The organism is Mucilaginibacter hurinus (genome assembly GCF_003324525.1).
GTDB lineage: Bacteria > Bacteroidota > Bacteroidia > Sphingobacteriales > Sphingobacteriaceae > Mucilaginibacter > Mucilaginibacter hurinus.
Map to the genome: position 1 here is coordinate 303,256 of NZ_QGDC01000001.1, position 19,377 is coordinate 322,632.

A 19,377-nucleotide genomic window follows, 5' to 3' on the forward strand; every position below is an offset into this window, starting at 1 on the left:
ATTTAATAAGTACAACTGTGTTACTCATTTTAAGGATGCATGATCAGTCTTGTTTCCATAAGCGGCACCTCTATCCTACTTTTAAAAAGTTTGCGAACGCCAACACGCTATCATTAATTACATTAAATACCAGCGAGGGCATCAAGCCAAGTAAGAGTGCCATGATAGCTAATGGTACCAGCGTGATAATTTCGCGCGCAGTAATATCGGTTAAAGCAATCTTCCAAACCTCGCCGCCTTTGAAGGATACACTGCCAAAGAACATACGCTGCAAGGTCCAAAGGAAGTAAGCCGCACTTAGCAATATACCTACCGCTCCGCATATCGACATCCAATAGGGCAATAAACCATTAACAGATTGCGATTTAAATGCCCCCACAAGCGTAAAGGCTTCTGCCACAAATGCCGAGAAGCCCGGCAGACCTAATGACGCAAAAAAAGCAATCATTACAAATGCTGTGTATTTGGGCATAAGGCTGCCCAGCCCTCTGAAATTATAAATATCACGATCGTGCACGCGGTTGTAAACCACGCCAACCAGGAAAAATAGCATTGACGATAAGAAACCGTGACTTACCATTTGCAGCATGGCGCCGCTTATCCCCTCGGCCGTCTGCGAGGCGATACCTAACAAAACGAACCCCATGTGCGATACTGACGAGTATGCTATCATACGTTTCAGATCGCGCTGAGCCAGTGCGTTAAGCGCCCCGTAAAGTATAGACACCACGCCTAATAAGCCAAGCCAATAAGCACCTGAGACAGCCACGTCCGGAAATATGCTAAAGCATATCCTGATAATACCGTATCCCCCTATTTTCAAAAGCACTCCTGCCAGGATGATAGATACCGGTGTGGGCGCCTCAACGTGCGCTACCGGTAACCAGGTGTGCAAGGGTACTACCGGTACTTTAATAGCAAAAGCAATAAATAAAACCACAAAGCCAACAACCCGTGCAGGCATGCCTAAAATTGTTGCCTGACTAACCGTGGAAAAAACAGCGCCATCGGCATAATTAGCCGGGTTCATCATTTGTACTATGTTAAATGTGTGGCTGCCTGTAACCGGATCTGTAACCGAAAGATATAGCCCTATCATTACCAGTAACATGAAAACAGAGCCAAACAACGTATAGAGAAAGAATTTTATGGCTGCAAATTCGCGCCTTACACCGCCCCACATACCGATAAGGAAATATAACGGTAGCAACATTAGTTCATAAAACAAGTAAAACAAGAAAAAGTCGAGTGCGCAAAACACGCCCATTACTGCCATATCCAATAACAGGAATAATGCAAAAAAGCCCTTAAGGTTACTTTTAATTTCCCATGAGGCTAGTGTTGCAATAACCATTACCAGGGCTGACATCACCAGCATAGGCAGGGATATACCGTCTATACCGACAAAATAATCTATTTGCATTTTACCCATAACACCCAGATCAAGGTGTATCCAGGGTAACTTTTGCATAAATTGAAATTCACCCTCGTGGTTGATGCCACCAAAGGCAGCGCCCGTTTTAAAGTTAACGTACATCCAAACACTTATGGCAAGCTGCACAAGTGTAGCCAGCAGGGTGATATATTTATAACTTGCGCGCCATTTTGAGGGCATAAGCAGGATGAGCACGCCAAACAGCACAGGTATAAATATCAATAGGGTTAAAATGTTCATCGCGTTCAGATCATCGATTTTAAAATGAATAGTATCAGCACCGCAGCCAGCATACTGTATAAATAATATTGTACCCGGCCAACCTGAAACATGCGCACAAAGTTGCCCGTACGCCGCACAAGTACAGTAAGCAAATATATAACACCATCAACAATATACCGGTCGGCCCAGGCAGACAGAGCTGCGAGTGCTTTTGTGATGCTACTGAATAGATTTATAATTCCGTCAATTATATTACGGTCAAACCAGTACAATGCATTACTTAACAGCAGCACCCCTTGTACAACAAACTTGTTATAATCTTTATCAACATACCATTCGTTATACGAAACCCTGAACAAGGGACCACTATGTGCTGAAGCCTTAGATCTTATATAAAGAAAGAAAGCGGTAGCTATTACCACCAGGCTCGACGCTGTTAACACTCCCGGAATCAGTGAATGGTAAACGCTTTCGGTATCCGCATATCCTATCTTTCCCAAACCCTCAAACAACCACGAATCTTCATACTGCAGCCAGTTTGATGAGAACAGTGGAAATAAGCTGCAAAGCGCCAATGCTATCAGCGGTAATACATAATTCCAACCTCCGTCGCTAATGTGGAATTTAAGGTTAGGGTTAACAAGGCTCAATTTAAAGTCGCCAAAAAAAACTTTTGCAATAAGCCGGGTTACATAAAAGGCGGTAAGTAATGCCGTGATCAAAGCCGTAATCGGCACGAGCTTGAAATAAGCGCCTTTACTATCAGACCATTCAAAAGCCTGTATTAAAATACTGTCTTTTGACAAATAACCTGAAGTGCCGGGTAAGCCTATCAGCGCCATAGCGCCTATGATAGCGGCTATACAGGTAACGGGTAATTTGCCGGACAAACCACCCATATATAGTATACTTTGCGGATTTATATCCAGTTTATTTTCTTCCTTAATGTGCTGCATTTCGTGTATCACCACGCCTGCTGCCAAAAACAACAGGCATTTAAAAAACGCGTGTGTAACCAGGTGAAATAACGAAGATTGGTAAGCACCTACACCCATTGCCATCACCATAAATCCTAGTTGCGATATGGTTGAGTAAGCGAGTATTCTTTTAAGGTCGTTTTGTGTGAGGGCTATGGTGGCTGCCATAAACGCGGTAAAGCAGCCTATAATGGCAAAGGCGTCCAATTCTTCGGCTGTGAATAAAGGATAAACCCTGCCTAATAAAAATACCCCGGCTGCCACCATCGTTGCAGCGTGTATAAGCGCCGAAACTGAAGTGGGGCCTTCCATCGCGTCGGGCAGCCAGCTGTGCAAAGGAAATTGCGCCGACTTGGCGGCGACAGCCAAAAATATCCCGGCATATACAACGTAGTGCCATGCCACAGGTAAATTGCTGTTGGGCGCTATCCACAGGTGATTAAAAATGGCAGCGTTGGCAACCAGTCCATCTTCGCCGAACAGGGCGACCATATCAAAGGTGTGAAAATGACTAAAAAGGATAATGATAGCGGCTAATAAACCCACATCTCCAATACGGTTCATAATAAACGCTTTTTTATTGGCCTGCACAGCAGCCTCGCGTGTGAACCAAAAGCCGATAAGGAGGTACGACGAGAAACCTACCAACTCCCAAAAAGCATAAAACAAAATCAGGCTATCTACAACCACCAGGGCCAGCATGCTGAAACAAAAGAAACTGAGATAAGTAAAATAGCGGTTAAAGCGTGCGTCGTGGTGCATATAAGCTATGGAGTAGATATGCACCGGCAGTGCTATAAGCGACACCAAGCCAAGCATCATCACTGATAGGTTATTGAGCCAGATACCTGCAAAAACTTTGGTATCGCCTATGCCAAACCAAAGTTGCTGTACATGGAAAGTTTTATTTTCCCATATATGTATAAATAAAATAGCCGCCATTGCAGCGCTGGTTAAAACAGCACCGGTAGATACCCATCCCGCATGCTTACGGTTAGCAGGAAGGCAAAAATTAATTATTGCCGCCAGCAAAGGCGCAAACACCGCGATAAGTGTGTACAGCAGTAAATCATTTTCCGTACCAGGTATAAATTTTTCCAATTTATCGCTTAGCTTTCTTTTTGTTTTTTGTAGTGATGATAATAGCTCCGTGTATTGCACTGTTACCGTAAAGCGCGGTAGCTAAACTATCCTTATATACATTTACTTTTTCTATATCCTTTTCGTTCAGCTTTTTAAATTCAGCTGCAGTTATGGTGTTATCATCCAGAATAATCATCGGACCAGCTTCCAGATCAAGCGGGCCAATACAATAAACACCCTGGAAACCACCGGTGGTATCACGTTTAAATCGTGTTGGCTGCGCAAATAACGTTACTGCAGGTAATAACAAAATAAACAGCATGCACACTTTTCTCATCCTTACTCTCCCATGGCGTTAATTTTACCAGGATCGATAGTTTTGTACCGCCGGTAAACATTTAATATTATAGCCAGTGCCACCGCAGTAGTTGCAGCGGCTAATACAATAGCAAACAGGGCAAATATTTGCCCGCTGTTATCCACCCTATCATACATGCCAAATGCTACCAAATTGAGTATGCCCGCGTTTAGCATCAGTTCAATACCTATAAGTATTTGTATCGCGTTGCGTTTTGATACGATCATATACAGGCCGATGCAAAACAGCGCCGCGCTTATTATTAAAAAGTCTGACAAGGCTATCATGCTTCCTGCTCCTTTCTTGACAGATGGGCCGAGCCAACAAGCGCGATCATCAGCAATACCGAGATTGCTTCGAAAGGCAGCAGGTATTTGGTCATCAAGTTGACGCCTATATTACCGATTAACACTGTACCAGGTTTAATTACTTTCCCTGATTGTACAGCGGCCTTTACCCATGCCGGCTCAACATTATTGTTAAGTGCGTTAAACATCACTATAAAAAACAAACCCGCCAGCAGCAGTGCAGGTAAATTACCCAGGTTAATAATTTTGCTCTTTTGCCGGGTGGCAGCATCAAGCGACTGCTTGCCTGATAGCATAAAGGCGAAAAGGATAAGCACCAAAATGCCACCCACGTAAATAACTACCTGGGTAACGGCAACAAAATCGGCCAGGGCAATAACGTATAAGCCCGCCAGTGCAAACAACGTTACAAAAAACATAAATACCGAGCGCACAAGGTTTTTTGTGTAAGCGGTGTACAAAGCCGAACCTATAGCAACGCAAGCCATGATGTAAAACAGTATTTTCACAATATTCATTTCCCCTCCTCCTTCTTATTCATCGCGGCTAATTTTGCGGCCTGCTTTTCAGCCTGCTGTTTTTCAAGCAAGGCCCGTTTTTCGGCCGCTTCCTCGGCGCTCATGTCCGAAAATTCATAAACAAGGTGGTTTAGTTCAAATACCGTTTTATCATACGTATTAGTCATGATAATACACTCGGTAGGGCAAACTATGGTGCACAGGCCGCAATACATGCATTTGGCCATATCAATGTCGAACTGTGCAGCATAAAGTCTTTTTGTAGTACCGTCAGAGGTTTGCCCTATACCGCCGGGCTCAGTAGACTTTATTGATTCAATAGTTATACAATCAACCGGGCATATTTTTGCGCATAAGTCGCAAACTATGCAGTCGTCTATCTCCACGTCCAGCTGGTAACGGCCAACCTCCGGCACCGGTAAACTTTGCTTTGGATATTGTATGGTATTGGTACCGTGGTCCAGTTGTTTAAAGTAATTGTCATCACTAACGTGAATAACCTCTCTCTTTTCTGTCGAGGCAAATAAATGGCGTACCGTAAGGGCTAAACCCTTGCAGGTAGTAATAAATCCATTTATTGCTCTTTTAAACATATAATTTTCTAATCTTTTGTCCTGCTGCGATGTGTACCATCTATTTATTAAACTCTCCGCTTTGGCTCAGAATGACAAATTTTTTTCTTTACACTTTGCGCCCGACGTCAAACACCTTTCTATCACATAAGCCATAACCGCCACACGCCCGATATCAACATACATATAAATCCAAGCGGGGTTAATACTTTCCATGCCAGTGTCATCAGCTGGTCAACCCTAAAACGTGGTATGGTCCAACGTATCCACATTTGGACCCCTACCAACAGCAGGGTTTTAATTGTTATCCAAAATATACCCCAGCCTATACCAGTAGTTAGCGTAGCCAATTTAGCGCCGCCAATATTTGGCAAAGGCGTATTCCAGGCGCCCAAAAACAGTATAACCCCTATCATGGATACCAAAAACATCATCGCGTACTCCGCCAAAAACACAAATGCGAAGCTGAGGCCGGTATATTCAGTATGAAAACCTGATACCAACTCCGATTCAGCTTCCGGAATATCAAACGGCGCACGGTTTGATTCAGCCAGCGACGCGATAAAATAAATAACAAAAGCGACGATCAAATGCGGCGCCCTGATAATGTTCCAGCTAAATATACCACCAACCTGGGTAGTGTCCCAAAAACCAAGCGCGAGTATACGCTCGGTTGACAATACGCCTTGCTGGTTAGCTATGGCTTGCAAGTCAAGCGATTGTGCTATCATCACGGCGGATATGATTGCAAACCCCGCAGGTATTTCGTACGAAATGATTTGCGCGGCCGATCGCATAGCGCCCAACAACGAATACTTGTTATTTGAACCCCAGCCGGCCATTAATATGCCTAATGTTTCAACAGAGATAATGGCAAAAACATAAAACAGGCCAATATTAATTTTAGATGGCACCAGACCCGGCCCCCAGGGCATGGCAGCAAAACCCATGTAAACCGCTACAAAAATAATTACGGGGGCGAGTAAAAACAGCCACTTATCAGCAGCAGCCGGCACAATCACTTCCTTTTGTATCATCTTCAGGATATCGGCGATGGTTTGCAACGACCCGAATTTACCTGTTTCAGTGGGTCCCAGCCTGTCTTGTATAAATGCAGATATTTTCCGTTCAGCATACACACCAAAAAGTGCAAATACGGCAGCAAAACCGAATAGCCCTATTGCAATAAAAAAATATGTGATGTAGAAATCCAACAGATAAATTCCCTTTTGTGCAAACTTAACAAATGCACGGGTAATATGCTACGTAATTAGTAGATTATAGTTGATATGAAATTTTGAATCGCTCGTTTCAGGTTTATTTTACTGTTTGTTAACATTGATTGAAACGCAGTACCATACACCCTCAATTACTTTACAGAAACATATTTTGATTTTACCGGTGCAGAAAAGAACATGGAAGCATGATGGTCAAAATCCGCGGTATCGTCTGAGGTAGTATAAAACTTCCTGCTCTGGGTTTGAGTGAGTTTTTCATTAATCTCAGGATGCCGCTTAACGTAATCAAGCAGGCTTTGGGCTACAATATCACCCTGTGAAACAATATTAATATGAGCCGGTAAATGCGCCCTGATTTTATCAATCAGGAGCGGGTAGTGTGTACATGCCAGCAGCACGGTATCAATTTTAACAGACCGGGCAAGCAACTGATCAAGGTATAATTTAACATAATAGTCAGCTCCCGGGTCGTCATACTCCCCTGTTTCAATGAGCGGCACCCATAGCGGGCAAGCTTGCTGATGGACTTTTACCTCCGGAAAAAAATGCTCAATCTCCAAAAGATACGAGCCTGACTGTATTGTGCCATCGGTTCCCAATACGCCGATATCGTTGGTTTTGGTATAATTACCGATTACCTCGGCAGTCGGCCTGATAACGCCAAGCACTCTTTTTTCCGGATCATTTTTTATATCCCGTTGCTGTATGGTACGCAGCGCTTTGGCAGATGCCGTGTTACACGCAAGTATCACTAACGGGCAGCCTTGCTTAAACAGCCATTGCACACATTCCCATGTATAATCATGTATGGTTTTAAATGAGCGGTTACCGTAGGGCGCCCTGTTGTTATCGCCCAGATAAATATAATCATACTGCGGTAACTGATCTATTATTGAACGAAACACGGTAAGGCCACCGTAACCGGAATCAAAAATGCCTATAGGTTTATTATTTAGCACAGGGTAAAAATAAAAAAAGCGCACCGTAAACCGGTGCGCTTCCTGGCAAATAATATTTCAATTATTTTAAACCTAATTTAAGTTTTACAGCCGCAAGCAGGTCATCAGCATCAGGTGAAACCAATAGTTCAATCTGTGATGAATCGAGCACGTAAGCGTAACCTTTTTCTTTGGCAACCTGGTTAATGGCAGTCTTAGCTTTTGTTAAAAGCGGTTTTGATAATTCGCTGCTTTTAGCCTCAACCTTACCTTGTGCATCGCGTTGAAACTCCTGTAAACGTTTTTGCATGTCTTGCAATTCAGTTTCAGTAGCCGTTTTAGTGGCGTCAGTCATGCTGGCTTTTTTCGACTCGTATCCTTGTACCTTGGTTTGAAACTCATTAGTCATTGTAGTATACTGGTCAATAAACTGCTTTTGATAAGCGTCAAGCTGAGTTTTAACCGTTTTAGTTTCTGGCATCTGATCAATAAGTGCGTTAAAGCTTAAGTGACCGATTTTAGCCTGTGCTTTGGCATAGTTCCCGGCAAATAATACACATAATGCCACTAAAGCAACTTTCAATAGTTTTTTCATTTTTCTGTTCTGGTGTTTAATAATAGTGCTGTTTTATCTAAATAATTTACTTTGCAAATGTACCCGGTTTTAAACCTAAACGCGTTATTACGTCGTCGCTTTTGTTATACCGCGGGTTGGCGTAAAGCATCAAAACTTCGCTGTTTTTATCAAAAATCATATCAAGGTTTTCGCTCTCTGCAACTGCTTGTATTGCTTTTGACACTTTATCCTGGATAGGTTTAATCAACGATGTGCTTTTTTGCGCCAACTCGCCGTCAGGCCCAAATTTCTGCCGCTGAAAATCCTTCGCTTCTTTTTCTTTGCCTACAATCTCTGCTTCACGGCGCTTTTTCATATCAGGTGTCATCAGCACCTGGTCTGCCTGGTAAGCTTTGTACAAACGGTCAATTTCTTTAAAACGTGCATCCGCTTCTTTCTGCCATTGCTCTGACTGTGCCGAAAGCTGTTTTTGTACTGATATATAATCAGGTATATGTTTCAGAATATAGTCTGAATCGACATAAGCAAAGCGCTGTGCAAAAGCGCCTGTAAATGCGGTAAACGTTAAAATTAATAATAAAATTACTTTCTTCTTCATTGTTATGCTTTTCAATTAATTAAACCCGCCGTTCAGGGTTTGTGCTATTGAGAAATGGAACTGGCCCCTGTTTGCATCAGGTGCACCCGGTATGCGGTCAAAACCATAACCATAATCCAACCCAAGTAAGCCAAATATAGGTAAAAATATCCTTGCTCCCATACCTACCGAACGTCTTACATTAAACGGATTAAACCGGCTAAAAGTATCCCATGTGTTACCGCCTTCAGCAAAAGCTAACAGGAATATTGTTGCCGATTGGCTGGCAATAACCGGGTGCCGCAGCTCAAGGGTGTATTTGTTATAAATAGCACTGCCGGGTGTGTTATTGGCGTTATAATTTGATCCTACCGGCACTATCGAGAAGTTTTGATAACCTCTTAAACCGATGATCTCGCTGCCTTGTAAGAACTGGTAAGTTTGCATACCGTCGCCACCAACTTTAAACCGCTCAAACGGCGACTGGCCTACAAGCGAATTGTAGTAACCTAAAAATCCGAAACGCACTTGCGACATTAATACCAGTTTGCCTGTAATGCGCTGATACCACTGCGCATCAAATTTCCACTTATGATATTCAACAAACTTGTAGCGTACTTCTGGCGGCGCTATTTTATAATTAACATTGTTAAACAACGAATATGGCGGGGTCACCTGTATAGTGAACCTGATGTTTGAACCTGATGTTGGATAAATAGGCGCGTCAAGCGAGTTACGGCTAAGCTCCTGTGTTAACTTTAAGTTGTATGATGTACCGTTTGAGAAGAGGTAACCGCCGTAGTTATCAAGTGTATAATGGTCAAAGTTTAATGAGTAATTAAGCTGGAAATAGTTGTCGGGCCAGTTTAACCGCTTACCAAGCGTAACACCTATACCGTTTATGCGCAGCTTGTTATAATAAGGGCTCGACTTGGGATAGTATTGTCCGGTTGAGCTTCCCTGGGTGTATGCAGACAAGCTAAAGAATATAGGCTTTTTGCCCCCTAGCCATGGCTCAGAAAAAGTGAACGAAAAATTTTGATATGTACGCCCGCTCGACTGTCCCCTTAAGCTAAGTTTTTGTCCGTCGCCCTTTGGCAGCGGCCTGTAAGCTTTTAAATTGAACAGGTTACGTAACGAGAAGTTGTTAAACGAAAGCCCTAGCGTACCTACCAGCTGCCCGCCGCCAAAGCCGCCCGAAAGCTCTATCTGATCTGACGGTTTTTCAACAACGTTATATATAATATCTACCGTACCATCAGCCGGATTAATGTTAGTTGGCCTTGGTTCGGTTTTTTGCTCATCAAAACTACCCAGTTGCGAAAGTTCGCGGGTACTCCTTATCAATAATTCTTTATTAAATTTCTGACCAGGCTTGGTGCGTATCTCGCGCATTACAACCTTATCGTTGGTTACGTCGTTACCTTTTACCGATACCCTGTTTATGGTGTATTGCGGGCCTTCATACATCCTGATGTCAAGGTCTACAGTATCATTGTAAATACGTGTTTGTACCGGATCGGCGTTATAGGTTAGGTAACCATCATTTAAGTACAGCGATGATATATCGTCGTTGCTCGGCGTCGGGCCGCTAAGCCTTTTGCTCAGCTCCTCTTCACTAAATACATCTCCCTTTTTTATCCTCAGTATCCTGCTCAAAAATTCGGAAGAATATTTAGCATTCCCCGAGAACCTGATATCGCCGAAATAATACTTCGGCCCTTCGTATACGGCTATTTTCACATCAACGCTGGTGGCATCATGGTCGGTAACACTGTCGCTTAAAATCTGCGCGTCACGGTAACCTTCGGCCTGCATCCTTTCTATCAGATTTTGCTTATCCTCCAGGTAAAGATCCTCTTTAAATTTTTTAGACCCGAAAATGTTATAAAACTTTTTCTCACGTGTTTTTTTGAGGAACTTTTTTAACTTCTTGTCAGAAAAAGCCTTGTTGCCTTCAAACTCAACACTGTTTATTTTTACTTTACTTTTCTTATCAACTACAACGTTCAATACTACCGTACTGCTATCGCCCGGATCAGGCCTTTGCCGTATATCAACAGTGGTATTACGATAGCCTTTCTCGTTAAAATGCCTTTTTATGATTGCTGTAGTTGTATTAAGCAGGTTTTGATTTACAATTTTGCCGGTTTTATCGTTCAGCTTTTTCTGCACATCCTCTACCTCACCTTTACGTATACCCGTTATGTTAAGCTTTGATAAACGCGGCCGCTCCACCACGGCTATCTCCAGGTAAACGGTATCAAGATTTATTTTGGTGATATTAAGCTGTACGTCGTCAAAAAGTCCTTGCGAGTACATATCCTTTACTACCCTGGCATTAGCTTCGCCGGGCAAGGTTAAACGATCGCCTTTGTTTAATTTTGATATAGTTAACAAAGCATCTTTATCCAACGCTTTTACACCACTTATAGTTACACCGCCTAAAATGTAATCTTTAGGGTTAAGGTAGTTTAAACTATCGGTGGGTTGAGAGAACTGCTCGGGCTGGCTGCCTGTAACCTGGGCCTTTACAGCGGAGGCGCTAAACACTATGAAAACTAAAGCAAAAATATATTTATACATTCGGATATTTTAGTGGGCTAAAAATAATTTAAACAGTTGTTAAATAGTGTTAAAAGTAAAAATTTAGTTTAACTGCTCGCTGGTCATTCCAAAACGGCGCTCACGTTGCTGGAAATCAAGAATGGCTTCATACAAGTCTTCTTTCCTGAAATCGGGCCAAAGCTTATTGGTAAAATAGAGTTCGGCATAAGCTATTTGCCATAGCAGATAGTTGCTTATACGGTATTCGCCGCTGGTTCTTATCAGCAGCTCAGGGTCGGGCATGTTATGGGTAAACAAGTTATTCCCGAAAACTTCCTCATTGATGTCATCAACATTTAACTCGCCGCTTTGTACCTGGCGGGCTATATTTTTAGTGGCATGTACAATCTCGCGTCTTGAGCTGTAACTTAACGCAAGCGTTAATACCAGGCCCGTATTACCTGATGTACGTTCAATGGCTCTTTTCAGTTCCTTATGAGCGCGTTCCGGCAACATGTCAAGGTCTCCAATGGCATTTAAACGCACATTGTTTTTCATAAACCTGTCTATCTCGTTATGGATGGTGCCTACCATCAGCTCCATTATGGCCATAACCTCCAGTTTAGGGCGGTTCCAGTTTTCAGACGAGAATGTATATAAGGTAACGTATTTCAGCTTCAGTTCGCACGCGCCGGTAACAACGTCCCTAACAGCAAGTACGCCATTATGATGGCCAAATACTCTTAATTTACCTTTGCTTTTTGCCCATCGGCCGTTACCATCCATTATAATGGCAACATGCGCCGGCAACTTCAATAAATCAATCTGATCTTTATTTATCATTCCTGCTGTGTAAATAGCGCATTGTTTAATAAATTACGTTTCAATGTTTTAAGTTCAAAACAGTTAAACGTACCAGCTATTTAACAAAATATGCCAATTTTTTCAGGGTACAAAGGTAAAACTTACTTTGTATTTTTTTAGTATGCAACGCGAAAAGAAAAAAAAGGATTTTTTACGCCTCAATTCGCAAAATACAGTTGCACAGCGGCTTAAAATAAGCAGCCAACAGCAGAGGCCGGTAGCACACCAGCCCTACTATTGGCTATCAGTTTTAATATATCCCGTTTTGTTTAAGTAATCCTTCATCAACCGGCGATATATCCGCAACGGCGTATGATGGCACCTTATTGATATCCATTTCATCAATTGTATTAACGAGATCTTCATAAACAGAGCTGTTTGCGGGCTTTATAATCACTATCAGGGTTTTACCGGTGGTCCGTTTAACATAGTCAGCTGCTTCCGTAATACCTTTCCGTATACCATCAGCGCCATATCCGGCCACCTTGGGCGGCAGTATAGGTTTTTCGGCAAGTCCCAGGTACCATAGGGCCTTGTTATCGTCGCCTAAACAAACCGTCATCGTGCGCTTCTCCGACACTTCGCCGCCGGGCCCATCAACAGGCATAGCAACAGGCATAATTTTAGGCTTATTAAAGGTAGTCGTCATCATAAAAAACGTGATCAGCAGAAAAGCGAGGTCGACCATAGCGGTAAGATCAACGCGAGGGGGAGGCATCCTTTTACGGTTTTTTCTGCCGGCATTTCCGGCAGCAACATTCATTTCAGCCATAACATTAAGATTTTAGGTTAAACAATTGGTTACCAGTAGGTGTACTGTTACCTATAAAACGCTTACCGCAAACCTGTTGTTGTGAAAACAGGAATAATTTTATATTCTGATTTACTACCTGCTTTGCTCGTAATAGCAACGCTCGGTAACAAACGTAAAGGAGATAGAAAGATTAAGAAACAAATACTGATCACGTTTGCGCAGGTCGCCGCGCTGCGTGTTGGGTAAACCAATAAACGTACCCGTTTTTTCGCCTGAACGGTCAGATAGCGCTATCGCGATACTCCTGCGGTCGCCCGAAGCAAGCTTGTCAACCTCAGGATACAATCCGCTTACATCGTCAATGTAGTCTGTCATAGCATAACGATAACCTAAATCAGCTATAAGAGTCCACTTACCCCCAATATTATACTTAATGCCCGCTCCATATGGTACTGCAATAAAAGAGTTGGCATAAGGGCTGTCCTGCCCTTCAGTTTTTAACGGGCGCAGACCATAAGCTGTGCCCCTATATATTGTGCGTGGGGCATGTTCAGTTATTGCTATGCCAGCGTAAACAAACGGCGTCCACCAGTTTTTACCAGCGTCGGGTACGTAATGCAAAAAATTAAATTCACCCACCAGGCTAGCCTCTTTGAGCCTATTGTAAAAACTCAGGTTACGGTCGCGAAACTGTTGGTTATTTGAATTACTGTCGGCTGCGCCGATACGGCCATAACTAAGCGCACCTTTTATTGACAGGTAACCATTAAAATTGCGTTTGATGAACCCGCCGAAAGTTCCACCGCTAAGCTGAAAAGGATTATGTTGGTTAAGGTCACCCATATAGCCGGCTCCGCCCCCTGATAAGCCGATTTCCCAGGTTTGCGCCCTCAAACCAATTGATGCAAGTAAAAAAAATACTGTAAGTAAAAATTTAGGCATCCGGTGATATTAATAGTTACGGGTATCCAGTCCCCACAATAGTTTATGCCTTAACGTTGATAAGTAGCTTTCATTATTTAAACGTATCAAATTTAAGTGAAAACCGGCTTTACGCACGTTAAACCGTACGGTTTTATCTAATACAGCCGTCCGCGAGTCGCATGATACAAGGTAATTAGCGCTGCGGCACTCTACCTCAAACGACAGCTTGCTGCTGTCAGGCAGTACAACCGGCCTTACATTTAAATTGTGGGGCGATATAGGCGTAATTACAACGCTATTTGATTGCGGGAAAATAATAGGCCCGCCGCAGCTTAATGAATAAGCTGTAGACCCGGTAGCTGTTGATATAATAATACCGTCGCTCCAGTAAGAGTTTAAAAAATTACCATCCAAAAAAGTGTGGGTAGTTATCATGGCTGAATCGTCGCGTTTGTGGATGGTAACCTCGTTTAAAGCAAAGTTGTCGTCACCAAAAACTTTTGAGTCTGACTCGATACGGAGCAAAGTGCGGCTATCAAGCGTAAATTGTTTGTTAACTACAGCGTGAATGGCGGCGGCAATATCATTTTTGTTGATGCTGGCCAAAAAGCCCAGCCTGCCAAAATTGATACCGATTACCGGTATGCCCGAATTGCGAATAATGGTAACCGTATCCAGCAACGTACCATCGCCACCAAGCGTTAAAAATATATCAATAAAGCCTTTTATGGATTGTCCATGTTCCAATACCTGGTAATTAACCGATGTAAGGCGTCCTTCCAGGTTATCAAACAGCATACGGTGCACGTAAATATCAACCCCATGCTGGGCCAGATTATCAAATATCTGTTGTATAAATGGTAAAGCTTCCTGATCGTTAAACTGCCGCCCGTATATCGCTATCCTCATTGGCTACAAGTTTAAGTAATTCATCAGCGAGTCGTAGCGGTCCTTGGAGTTATCGCGCTCATTATAATAGTTAAAAGTAGCTTTTACATCATAATCGTGCCGTATAAAACTGGCAAGTATTGATGATATATCCTGCTTATTTACTTTTAATGTAACTTCAATACGCGTTGAATCGGCAAAAGCGCGGATGTAGGAGCTTAACACCTGGGCATTATCTGATTCTACTATCTGGGCCATATGTGCCAAAGAGTTGTTACGATTGCTTATCTCAAGTACTATTATGCCGCCCGGACGCGATACCGAAGTTATTTCAGCAAAATATTCGTTAAGGGCATTGATGGATACCAGGCCGGAGTAATTCTTTTTGGCGTCAAGCACCGGAACTACGCTTACCCGCTGCTCATTAAACAAACGGATAACATCATAAATGTGCTGCTCTTCAAACACGTATGGGTTAACCAGGGAAAGATTTAATGCTCCTACCGGCGTGTTCAGGTCCGGCTCCTGTATCATGTCTTCTTCTGACAGCAGGCCCAAAAACTGATCTTCGTTAACAATTGGCAGATGGCTTACCTTAAACTCCGCCATCCGGTCCATTACCTTCTGTATCGTATCAGAAGTATGAACCGGCGGAATTACATCGGCCACCATATCAATTGCAAGCATGGTTTATTTCTTTATTTTATCTAAAAATTGCTTTAAAAAACTATTAAACTTTTCAGGCTGCTCCATCATTGGCGCATGGCCGCATTCGTCTATCCAGTGCAACTCAGAGTTAGGTAACAACTGGTGGAACTCCTCGGCAACCTCCGGTGGTGTAACCTTATCGTTTTTACCCCATATAAGCGCTACCGGGATATGTATCTTATACAAATCCTTGGCCATATTATGGCGTATAGCTGATTTAGCCATAGCCAATATACGTATAACGCGATGACGATCATTTATAGTTTGAAAAACGTCGTCAACCAATTCTTTTGTTGCCGTAGCCGGATCAAAAAATGTGAACTCAACCTTTTGCTTGATAAAATCGTAATTTTCACGTCGGGGGAATGAGCCGCCAAAAGCGTTTTCATACAATCCCGAGCTGCCGGTGAGCACCAGCGCTTTCACATACTCCGGGTGTGCCAGCACATAAATAAGCGCTACGTGACCACCCAGCGAGTTACCTAAAACCGTAATATTTGACAAGCTTTTGTGCTTAACAAATTTGTGCACGTACTTGGTTAAAGTTTTTACACCGGTGGTAAGCAACGGAAGATCATAAATAGGCAGCATGGGTATAATTACACGATACCTGTCTTTAAACTCTTCTATTACATCGTCCCAATTACTAAGGGCCCCCATTAACCCATGTAACAACAGCAGCACTTCTCCTTCGCCTTCATCAATATAGCTAAACCCTTTTTCTTTTTTAAGTGCGAACTTCATATATGCTGTGCCAGTTAGTAAATATGGGGCAAGTTTAGTTATTATCCCCGTAATACGCTATAAAAATAGTTTATTGCATGCTACATCCAATAGGTATAACCGATAATTATCCCAAAAGTTGCTTCACTACTTCAGATATGGTTTTGCCGTCGGCTTTGCCTGCCAATTCCTTATTAGCGGCACCCATTACCTTACCCATATCTTTAACAGATGTTGCGCCAACACGCGTTAACAAGTCTTTTAAATAAACCTCAATAGCATCGCGGCTCATCTGCTGGGGCAAATAAGGTTCAATTACCGCCATTTCTGCAGCCTCAATCGCGTACAGGTCTTCACGGTTCTGGGCTTTATAAATATCTGCCGACTCCTTCCGTTGCTTGATAAGCTTTTGTAAAACCTTTATCTCGGCTTCGGTGGTGAGTTCTTCGGCTGCTCCTTTTTCTGTTTTTGTCAATAGCAAAGCCGATTTAATAGCACGTAATCCGCGCAATCTGTCAGCATCCTTGGCCAGCATGGCCTGTTTAATATCCTGGTCTATCTGTAATGTTAACGACATTTTATTTGTTGATTTATTGAGGGCAGCGTATTTTTATTACCACCGCTATATTTCTATGCAAAACTGCTAATTTTTAAATTATGTCCTCATTTTTATTTTATCTCAGCATAAAAGAAACACACATACTGTTATCGCCATATCGTAACCCGATTCGCAGGTTAGTCTCTCTTTCTTATAATATTACTGGCCGTAGCTTGTGCAGCAGGCATAATAAGCATATCGTTTATGTTGACATGTGCCGGCCGTGACACGGCGAACCATATGGCTTCGGCTATGTCCTGCGCTACGAGCGGCTCAAACCCGTCATAAACTTTTTGTGCTCTTTCTTCATCACCTTTAAAGCGCACTATTGAAAACTCCGTTTCAACAGCGCCCGGATGTATTGCGGTTACCTTTATGCCGTAAGGCAACAAGTCAGTTCGCATTGCCTTGCTCAAAGCGTCTACCGCATGTTTAGTAGCACAATATACATTACCGTTTGGATAAACTTCCTTACCGGCTATAGAGCCTATGTTAACTATATGCCCGGCACCGCCGTCAACCATCCAGTTAGACACAACGCGGCTTACATAAAGCAAACCCTTAACGTTTGTATCTATCATAACGTCCCAATCATCATAGTCACCTTTATGAACAGGGTCAAGGCCCAAGCTTAAGCCGGCATTGTTAATCAGCACATCCACCTGCTTCCATTCGTGCGGTAAACTTTCCAGGCTGCTTATTACGGCCTCCCTGTCGCGAACATCAAATGACGATACTGCTACTTCTGCGTTATGTTGTTCGTTAAGTGACGATGCCAGGTTTTCTAGCCTGTCCAGTCGGCGCCCGGTCAGGATAAGTTTATAGCCCTGGTAAGCGAAAAGATTTGCACAAGCTTCTCCAATACCCGAAGTTGCACCGGTAATTAATACAGTTTTTGACATAATAGATGATAACTATTGCGGCTAAATTATGTTTTCTGGAAGAATAGGTACTTACTATTCAAAATACAGGCTGAATTGCACTGTATGTAACGCTAAGCCTGAAAGCGGCCTGGAATATGGATGATTCTCCGGTCTTAGTATATTGCCAAAGGAATTGGATATCTTTATTTCAGGCGAAAGCTTAAAAAATTCAAAATAAATATCAAGCCCTATACCTGCCTCGTAAGACGCGAAGTACTGCTGCGTTTTAACCAGCTTATCAATAAGGTCTTTGCTTTTATCATCGTTCTTTTTTGATCCGATACCTGCGGTAATTTTTGCACCACCTATAAGGTATCCCCGGAAATCGCCTATACGGTCTGATTTTAATTTAAGCTGTAGCGGGATATCAAATGCTGTAGTGGTTATTTGCCTTACCTTGTCCTCCACTGTAGCGTCCTGGTATTTATAAATAAGTTTCCTATCGGCAAAAACCAGCGAAGGTGTGGTACGCACTTCCAGGTGGTCGTTAATACGGTAGCGCGTTAAAAAACCCACTGCAAAACCAGGTGCGTCAGGCGAACTGATACTCGCTATTTCGCCGGTAACAGTGCGACCGGTTTCCGGATCAATAAAAGGCAATTGCCAGTCGGGCTGCTTATTGATTTTTAAATAGCTGCTTACATATGTAAACGAAAAACCGAAACTCAGGTCGGTAACATCTGCCCCTCCGCCCCATGCAGGCGCCTTTTGTGCATGTAAAAGATTACTGCAGCTTAAAAGGCAAATAACGGTAAGGTAAACGGTTTTTATCATTTAGCGCCGGTGTATATAGAACAGATACCAAACGCTAAAGGCCGTATTTTGGTATTCTTGAAGCCCACTTTATCCATTACCGCGGTAAAGCCTTTGCCATCAGGGAAAGCGGCGACCGACTCGGGTAAATATGAGTATGCCCTGGAATCTTTAGAGAAAAGTTTACCAATGCCCGGTGTGATGTATGAAAAATAGAAATTATACAATTGCATTACCGGGAAAATTTTTGGTTTTGAAAACTCAAGCACCACCGCTTTACCACCTGGCTTTAATACGCGGTATATATCGGCCAGACCAGCTTCGAGATTTTCAAAATTGCGAACGCCATAGGCCACGGTAACCGCATCGAAGCCGTTATCATTAAAAGGCAGCTTTTCAGAGTCGCCCAATTTAACTTCAAATTTATCGCCCAATCCACGTTTCGCTATCTTTTGTTTGGCAATTTCAAGCATGCCCTGCGAGATGTCTACCCCGATGATTTTTTCGGGTTTGAGGATTGACAAAGCCTCAAACGCAAAATCGCCGGTACCGGTAGCCACATCCAAAATAAGCGCCGGTTTATCCGCCTTAAGTTCATTAATCGCTTTTTTGCGCCATATAATATCAATACCTAACGATAAAAAATGATTTAAAAAGTCGTATGTTTTTGATATGTTGTTAAACATGTCGGCCACCTGCTCCTTTTTAGTGCCTTGCTCATTTTGGTATGGTATTATGGTCTTGCTCATCAGTGCGGTAAAGATAGGGCTTAATGTCTGAAGATAAAAACAGCCTTTATCAGCATATTAGGCATGTAAATGTAGTTACGCCAGGCATGCAACAATTTTAACGCACTTACACATTAGTAAAATAATACACTATTTTTACCTAA

21 protein-coding genes are annotated in these 19,377 nt (G+C 42.7%); all 21 read right to left on the bottom strand.

Annotation, left to right across the window (positions count from 1 at the left end):
• Positions 1–70: 70 nt before the first annotated feature.
• Complete coding sequence (locus DJ568_RS01260; protein ID WP_114003413.1) at positions 71–1,675, bottom strand: complex I subunit 4 family protein; 1,605 nt, start codon at positions 1,673–1,675, stop codon at positions 71–73.
• Positions 1,676–1,680: 5 nt separating this feature from the next.
• Positions 1,681–3,735 carry an NADH-quinone oxidoreductase subunit 5 family protein gene (locus DJ568_RS01265; RefSeq protein ID WP_233496599.1) on the bottom strand — a complete coding sequence of 685 codons (2,055 nt, stop codon included), beginning with the start codon at positions 3,733–3,735 and terminating at the stop codon, positions 1,681–1,683.
• Between the two features lies 1 nt (position 3,736).
• Entirely contained in the window at positions 3,737–4,054 is a 318-nt protein-coding gene (locus tag DJ568_RS01270) for a SusC/RagA family TonB-linked outer membrane protein (RefSeq protein ID WP_114003414.1), read from the bottom strand.
• 2 nt (positions 4,055–4,056) lie between these two features.
• Positions 4,057–4,362, bottom strand: a complete 306-nt coding sequence (gene nuoK / locus DJ568_RS01275; protein ID WP_114003415.1) for an NADH-quinone oxidoreductase subunit NuoK — start codon at positions 4,360–4,362, stop codon at positions 4,057–4,059.
• Complete coding sequence (locus DJ568_RS01280; protein ID WP_114003416.1) at positions 4,359–4,901, bottom strand: NADH-quinone oxidoreductase subunit J family protein; 543 nt, start codon at positions 4,899–4,901, stop codon at positions 4,359–4,361. Before DJ568_RS01280 ends, nuoK begins: the two co-directional genes overlap by 4 nt.
• Positions 4,898–5,494, bottom strand: coding sequence for a 4Fe-4S dicluster domain-containing protein (locus DJ568_RS01285; RefSeq protein WP_114003417.1), 597 nt, complete (start codon positions 5,492–5,494; stop codon positions 4,898–4,900). The genes DJ568_RS01280 and DJ568_RS01285 overlap by 4 nt, the downstream gene beginning before the upstream one ends.
• Before the next feature lie 122 nt (positions 5,495–5,616).
• Positions 5,617–6,687, bottom strand: coding sequence for an NADH-quinone oxidoreductase subunit NuoH (gene nuoH / locus DJ568_RS01290; RefSeq protein ID WP_114003418.1), 1,071 nt, complete (start codon positions 6,685–6,687; stop codon positions 5,617–5,619).
• 155 nt (positions 6,688–6,842) lie between these two features.
• Positions 6,843–7,670 carry a glutamate racemase gene (gene murI / locus DJ568_RS01295; protein ID WP_114003796.1) on the bottom strand — a complete coding sequence of 276 codons (828 nt, stop codon included), beginning with the start codon at positions 7,668–7,670 and terminating at the stop codon, positions 6,843–6,845.
• Between the two features lie 61 nt (positions 7,671–7,731).
• Positions 7,732–8,244 carry an OmpH family outer membrane protein gene (locus tag DJ568_RS01300; protein ID WP_114003419.1) on the bottom strand — a complete coding sequence of 171 codons (513 nt, stop codon included), beginning with the start codon at positions 8,242–8,244 and terminating at the stop codon, positions 7,732–7,734.
• Positions 8,245–8,290: 46 nt separating this feature from the next.
• Positions 8,291–8,824: an OmpH family outer membrane protein gene (locus DJ568_RS01305; RefSeq protein ID WP_114003420.1), complete on the bottom strand. Its 534-nt coding sequence runs from the start codon at positions 8,822–8,824 to the stop codon at positions 8,291–8,293.
• Between the two features lie 15 nt (positions 8,825–8,839).
• Positions 8,840–11,389 carry an outer membrane protein assembly factor BamA gene (gene bamA / locus DJ568_RS01310; RefSeq protein ID WP_114003421.1) on the bottom strand — a complete coding sequence of 850 codons (2,550 nt, stop codon included), beginning with the start codon at positions 11,387–11,389 and terminating at the stop codon, positions 8,840–8,842.
• 63 nt (positions 11,390–11,452) lie between these two features.
• Positions 11,453–12,193: an isoprenyl transferase gene (locus tag DJ568_RS01315; RefSeq protein WP_114003422.1), complete on the bottom strand. Its 741-nt coding sequence runs from the start codon at positions 12,191–12,193 to the stop codon at positions 11,453–11,455.
• Positions 12,194–12,464: 271 nt separating this feature from the next.
• A complete protein-coding gene (locus tag DJ568_RS01320; protein WP_114003423.1) occupies positions 12,465–12,986 on the bottom strand; it encodes an ExbD/TolR family protein in 522 nt (173 codons plus the stop codon).
• 114 nt (positions 12,987–13,100) lie between these two features.
• Positions 13,101–13,910 (bottom strand): type IX secretion system protein PorG, encoded by an 810-nt coding sequence (gene porG, locus DJ568_RS01325; protein ID WP_114003424.1) that lies wholly within the window; start codon positions 13,908–13,910, stop codon positions 13,101–13,103.
• Between the two features lie 9 nt (positions 13,911–13,919).
• The gene (locus DJ568_RS01330) at positions 13,920–14,801 is read right to left on the bottom strand and encodes an NAD kinase (protein WP_114003425.1); all 882 of its coding nucleotides are present in this window, start codon (positions 14,799–14,801) and stop codon (positions 13,920–13,922) included.
• 3 nt (positions 14,802–14,804) lie between these two features.
• Positions 14,805–15,467 (bottom strand): CBS domain-containing protein, encoded by a 663-nt coding sequence (locus DJ568_RS01335; RefSeq protein WP_114003426.1) that lies wholly within the window; start codon positions 15,465–15,467, stop codon positions 14,805–14,807.
• 3 nt (positions 15,468–15,470) lie between these two features.
• Positions 15,471–16,232 carry an alpha/beta fold hydrolase gene (locus DJ568_RS01340; RefSeq protein ID WP_114003427.1) on the bottom strand — a complete coding sequence of 254 codons (762 nt, stop codon included), beginning with the start codon at positions 16,230–16,232 and terminating at the stop codon, positions 15,471–15,473.
• A 106-nt stretch (positions 16,233–16,338) separates the two neighbouring features.
• On the bottom strand, positions 16,339–16,788 hold the full coding sequence (locus DJ568_RS01345; protein WP_114003428.1) for a GatB/YqeY domain-containing protein: 450 nt from the start codon (positions 16,786–16,788) through the stop codon (positions 16,339–16,341).
• A 158-nt stretch (positions 16,789–16,946) separates the two neighbouring features.
• Complete coding sequence (locus tag DJ568_RS01350) at positions 16,947–17,711, bottom strand: SDR family oxidoreductase (RefSeq protein ID WP_114003429.1); 765 nt, start codon at positions 17,709–17,711, stop codon at positions 16,947–16,949.
• A 54-nt stretch (positions 17,712–17,765) separates the two neighbouring features.
• The gene (gene porT / locus DJ568_RS01355; protein WP_114003430.1) at positions 17,766–18,506 is read right to left on the bottom strand and encodes a type IX secretion/gliding motility protein PorT/SprT; all 741 of its coding nucleotides are present in this window, start codon (positions 18,504–18,506) and stop codon (positions 17,766–17,768) included.
• The gene (gene ubiE, locus DJ568_RS01360) at positions 18,503–19,234 is read right to left on the bottom strand and encodes a bifunctional demethylmenaquinone methyltransferase/2-methoxy-6-polyprenyl-1,4-benzoquinol methylase UbiE (RefSeq protein ID WP_114003431.1); all 732 of its coding nucleotides are present in this window, start codon (positions 19,232–19,234) and stop codon (positions 18,503–18,505) included. Before ubiE ends, porT begins: the two co-directional genes overlap by 4 nt.
• Positions 19,235–19,377 lie beyond the last annotated feature (143 nt).

Excerpts from the sequence above, each read along its gene's own strand:
- DJ568_RS01260 (WP_114003413.1), bottom strand. The coding sequence starts at position 1,675 with ATGAACATTTTAACCCTATTGATATTTATACCTGTGCTGTTTGGCGTG.
- DJ568_RS01270 (WP_114003414.1), bottom strand. The coding sequence starts at position 4,054 with ATGAGAAAAGTGTGCATGCTGTTTATTTTGTTATTACCTGCAGTAACG.
- nuoK (WP_114003415.1), bottom strand. The coding sequence starts at position 4,362 with ATGATAGCCTTGTCAGACTTTTTAATAATAAGCGCGGCGCTGTTTTGC.
- DJ568_RS01280 (WP_114003416.1), bottom strand. The coding sequence starts at position 4,901 with ATGAATATTGTGAAAATACTGTTTTACATCATGGCTTGCGTTGCTATA.
- DJ568_RS01285 (WP_114003417.1), bottom strand. The coding sequence starts at position 5,494 with ATGTTTAAAAGAGCAATAAATGGATTTATTACTACCTGCAAGGGTTTA.
- DJ568_RS01300 (WP_114003419.1), bottom strand. The coding sequence starts at position 8,244 with ATGAAAAAACTATTGAAAGTTGCTTTAGTGGCATTATGTGTATTATTT.
- DJ568_RS01305 (WP_114003420.1), bottom strand. The coding sequence starts at position 8,824 with ATGAAGAAGAAAGTAATTTTATTATTAATTTTAACGTTTACCGCATTT.
- bamA (WP_114003421.1), bottom strand. The coding sequence starts at position 11,389 with ATGTATAAATATATTTTTGCTTTAGTTTTCATAGTGTTTAGCGCCTCC.
- DJ568_RS01315 (WP_114003422.1), bottom strand. The coding sequence starts at position 12,193 with ATGATAAATAAAGATCAGATTGATTTATTGAAGTTGCCGGCGCATGTT.
- DJ568_RS01320 (WP_114003423.1), bottom strand. The coding sequence starts at position 12,986 with ATGGCTGAAATGAATGTTGCTGCCGGAAATGCCGGCAGAAAAAACCGT.
- porG (WP_114003424.1), bottom strand. The coding sequence starts at position 13,910 with ATGCCTAAATTTTTACTTACAGTATTTTTTTTACTTGCATCAATTGGT.
- DJ568_RS01330 (WP_114003425.1), bottom strand. The coding sequence starts at position 14,801 with ATGAGGATAGCGATATACGGGCGGCAGTTTAACGATCAGGAAGCTTTA.
- DJ568_RS01335 (WP_114003426.1), bottom strand. The coding sequence starts at position 15,467 with ATGCTTGCAATTGATATGGTGGCCGATGTAATTCCGCCGGTTCATACT.
- DJ568_RS01340 (WP_114003427.1), bottom strand. The coding sequence starts at position 16,232 with ATGAAGTTCGCACTTAAAAAAGAAAAAGGGTTTAGCTATATTGATGAA.
- DJ568_RS01345 (WP_114003428.1), bottom strand. The coding sequence starts at position 16,788 with ATGTCGTTAACATTACAGATAGACCAGGATATTAAACAGGCCATGCTG.
- DJ568_RS01350 (WP_114003429.1), bottom strand. The coding sequence starts at position 17,711 with ATGTCAAAAACTGTATTAATTACCGGTGCAACTTCGGGTATTGGAGAA.
- porT (WP_114003430.1), bottom strand. The coding sequence starts at position 18,506 with ATGATAAAAACCGTTTACCTTACCGTTATTTGCCTTTTAAGCTGCAGT.
- ubiE (WP_114003431.1), bottom strand. The coding sequence starts at position 19,234 with ATGAGCAAGACCATAATACCATACCAAAATGAGCAAGGCACTAAAAAG.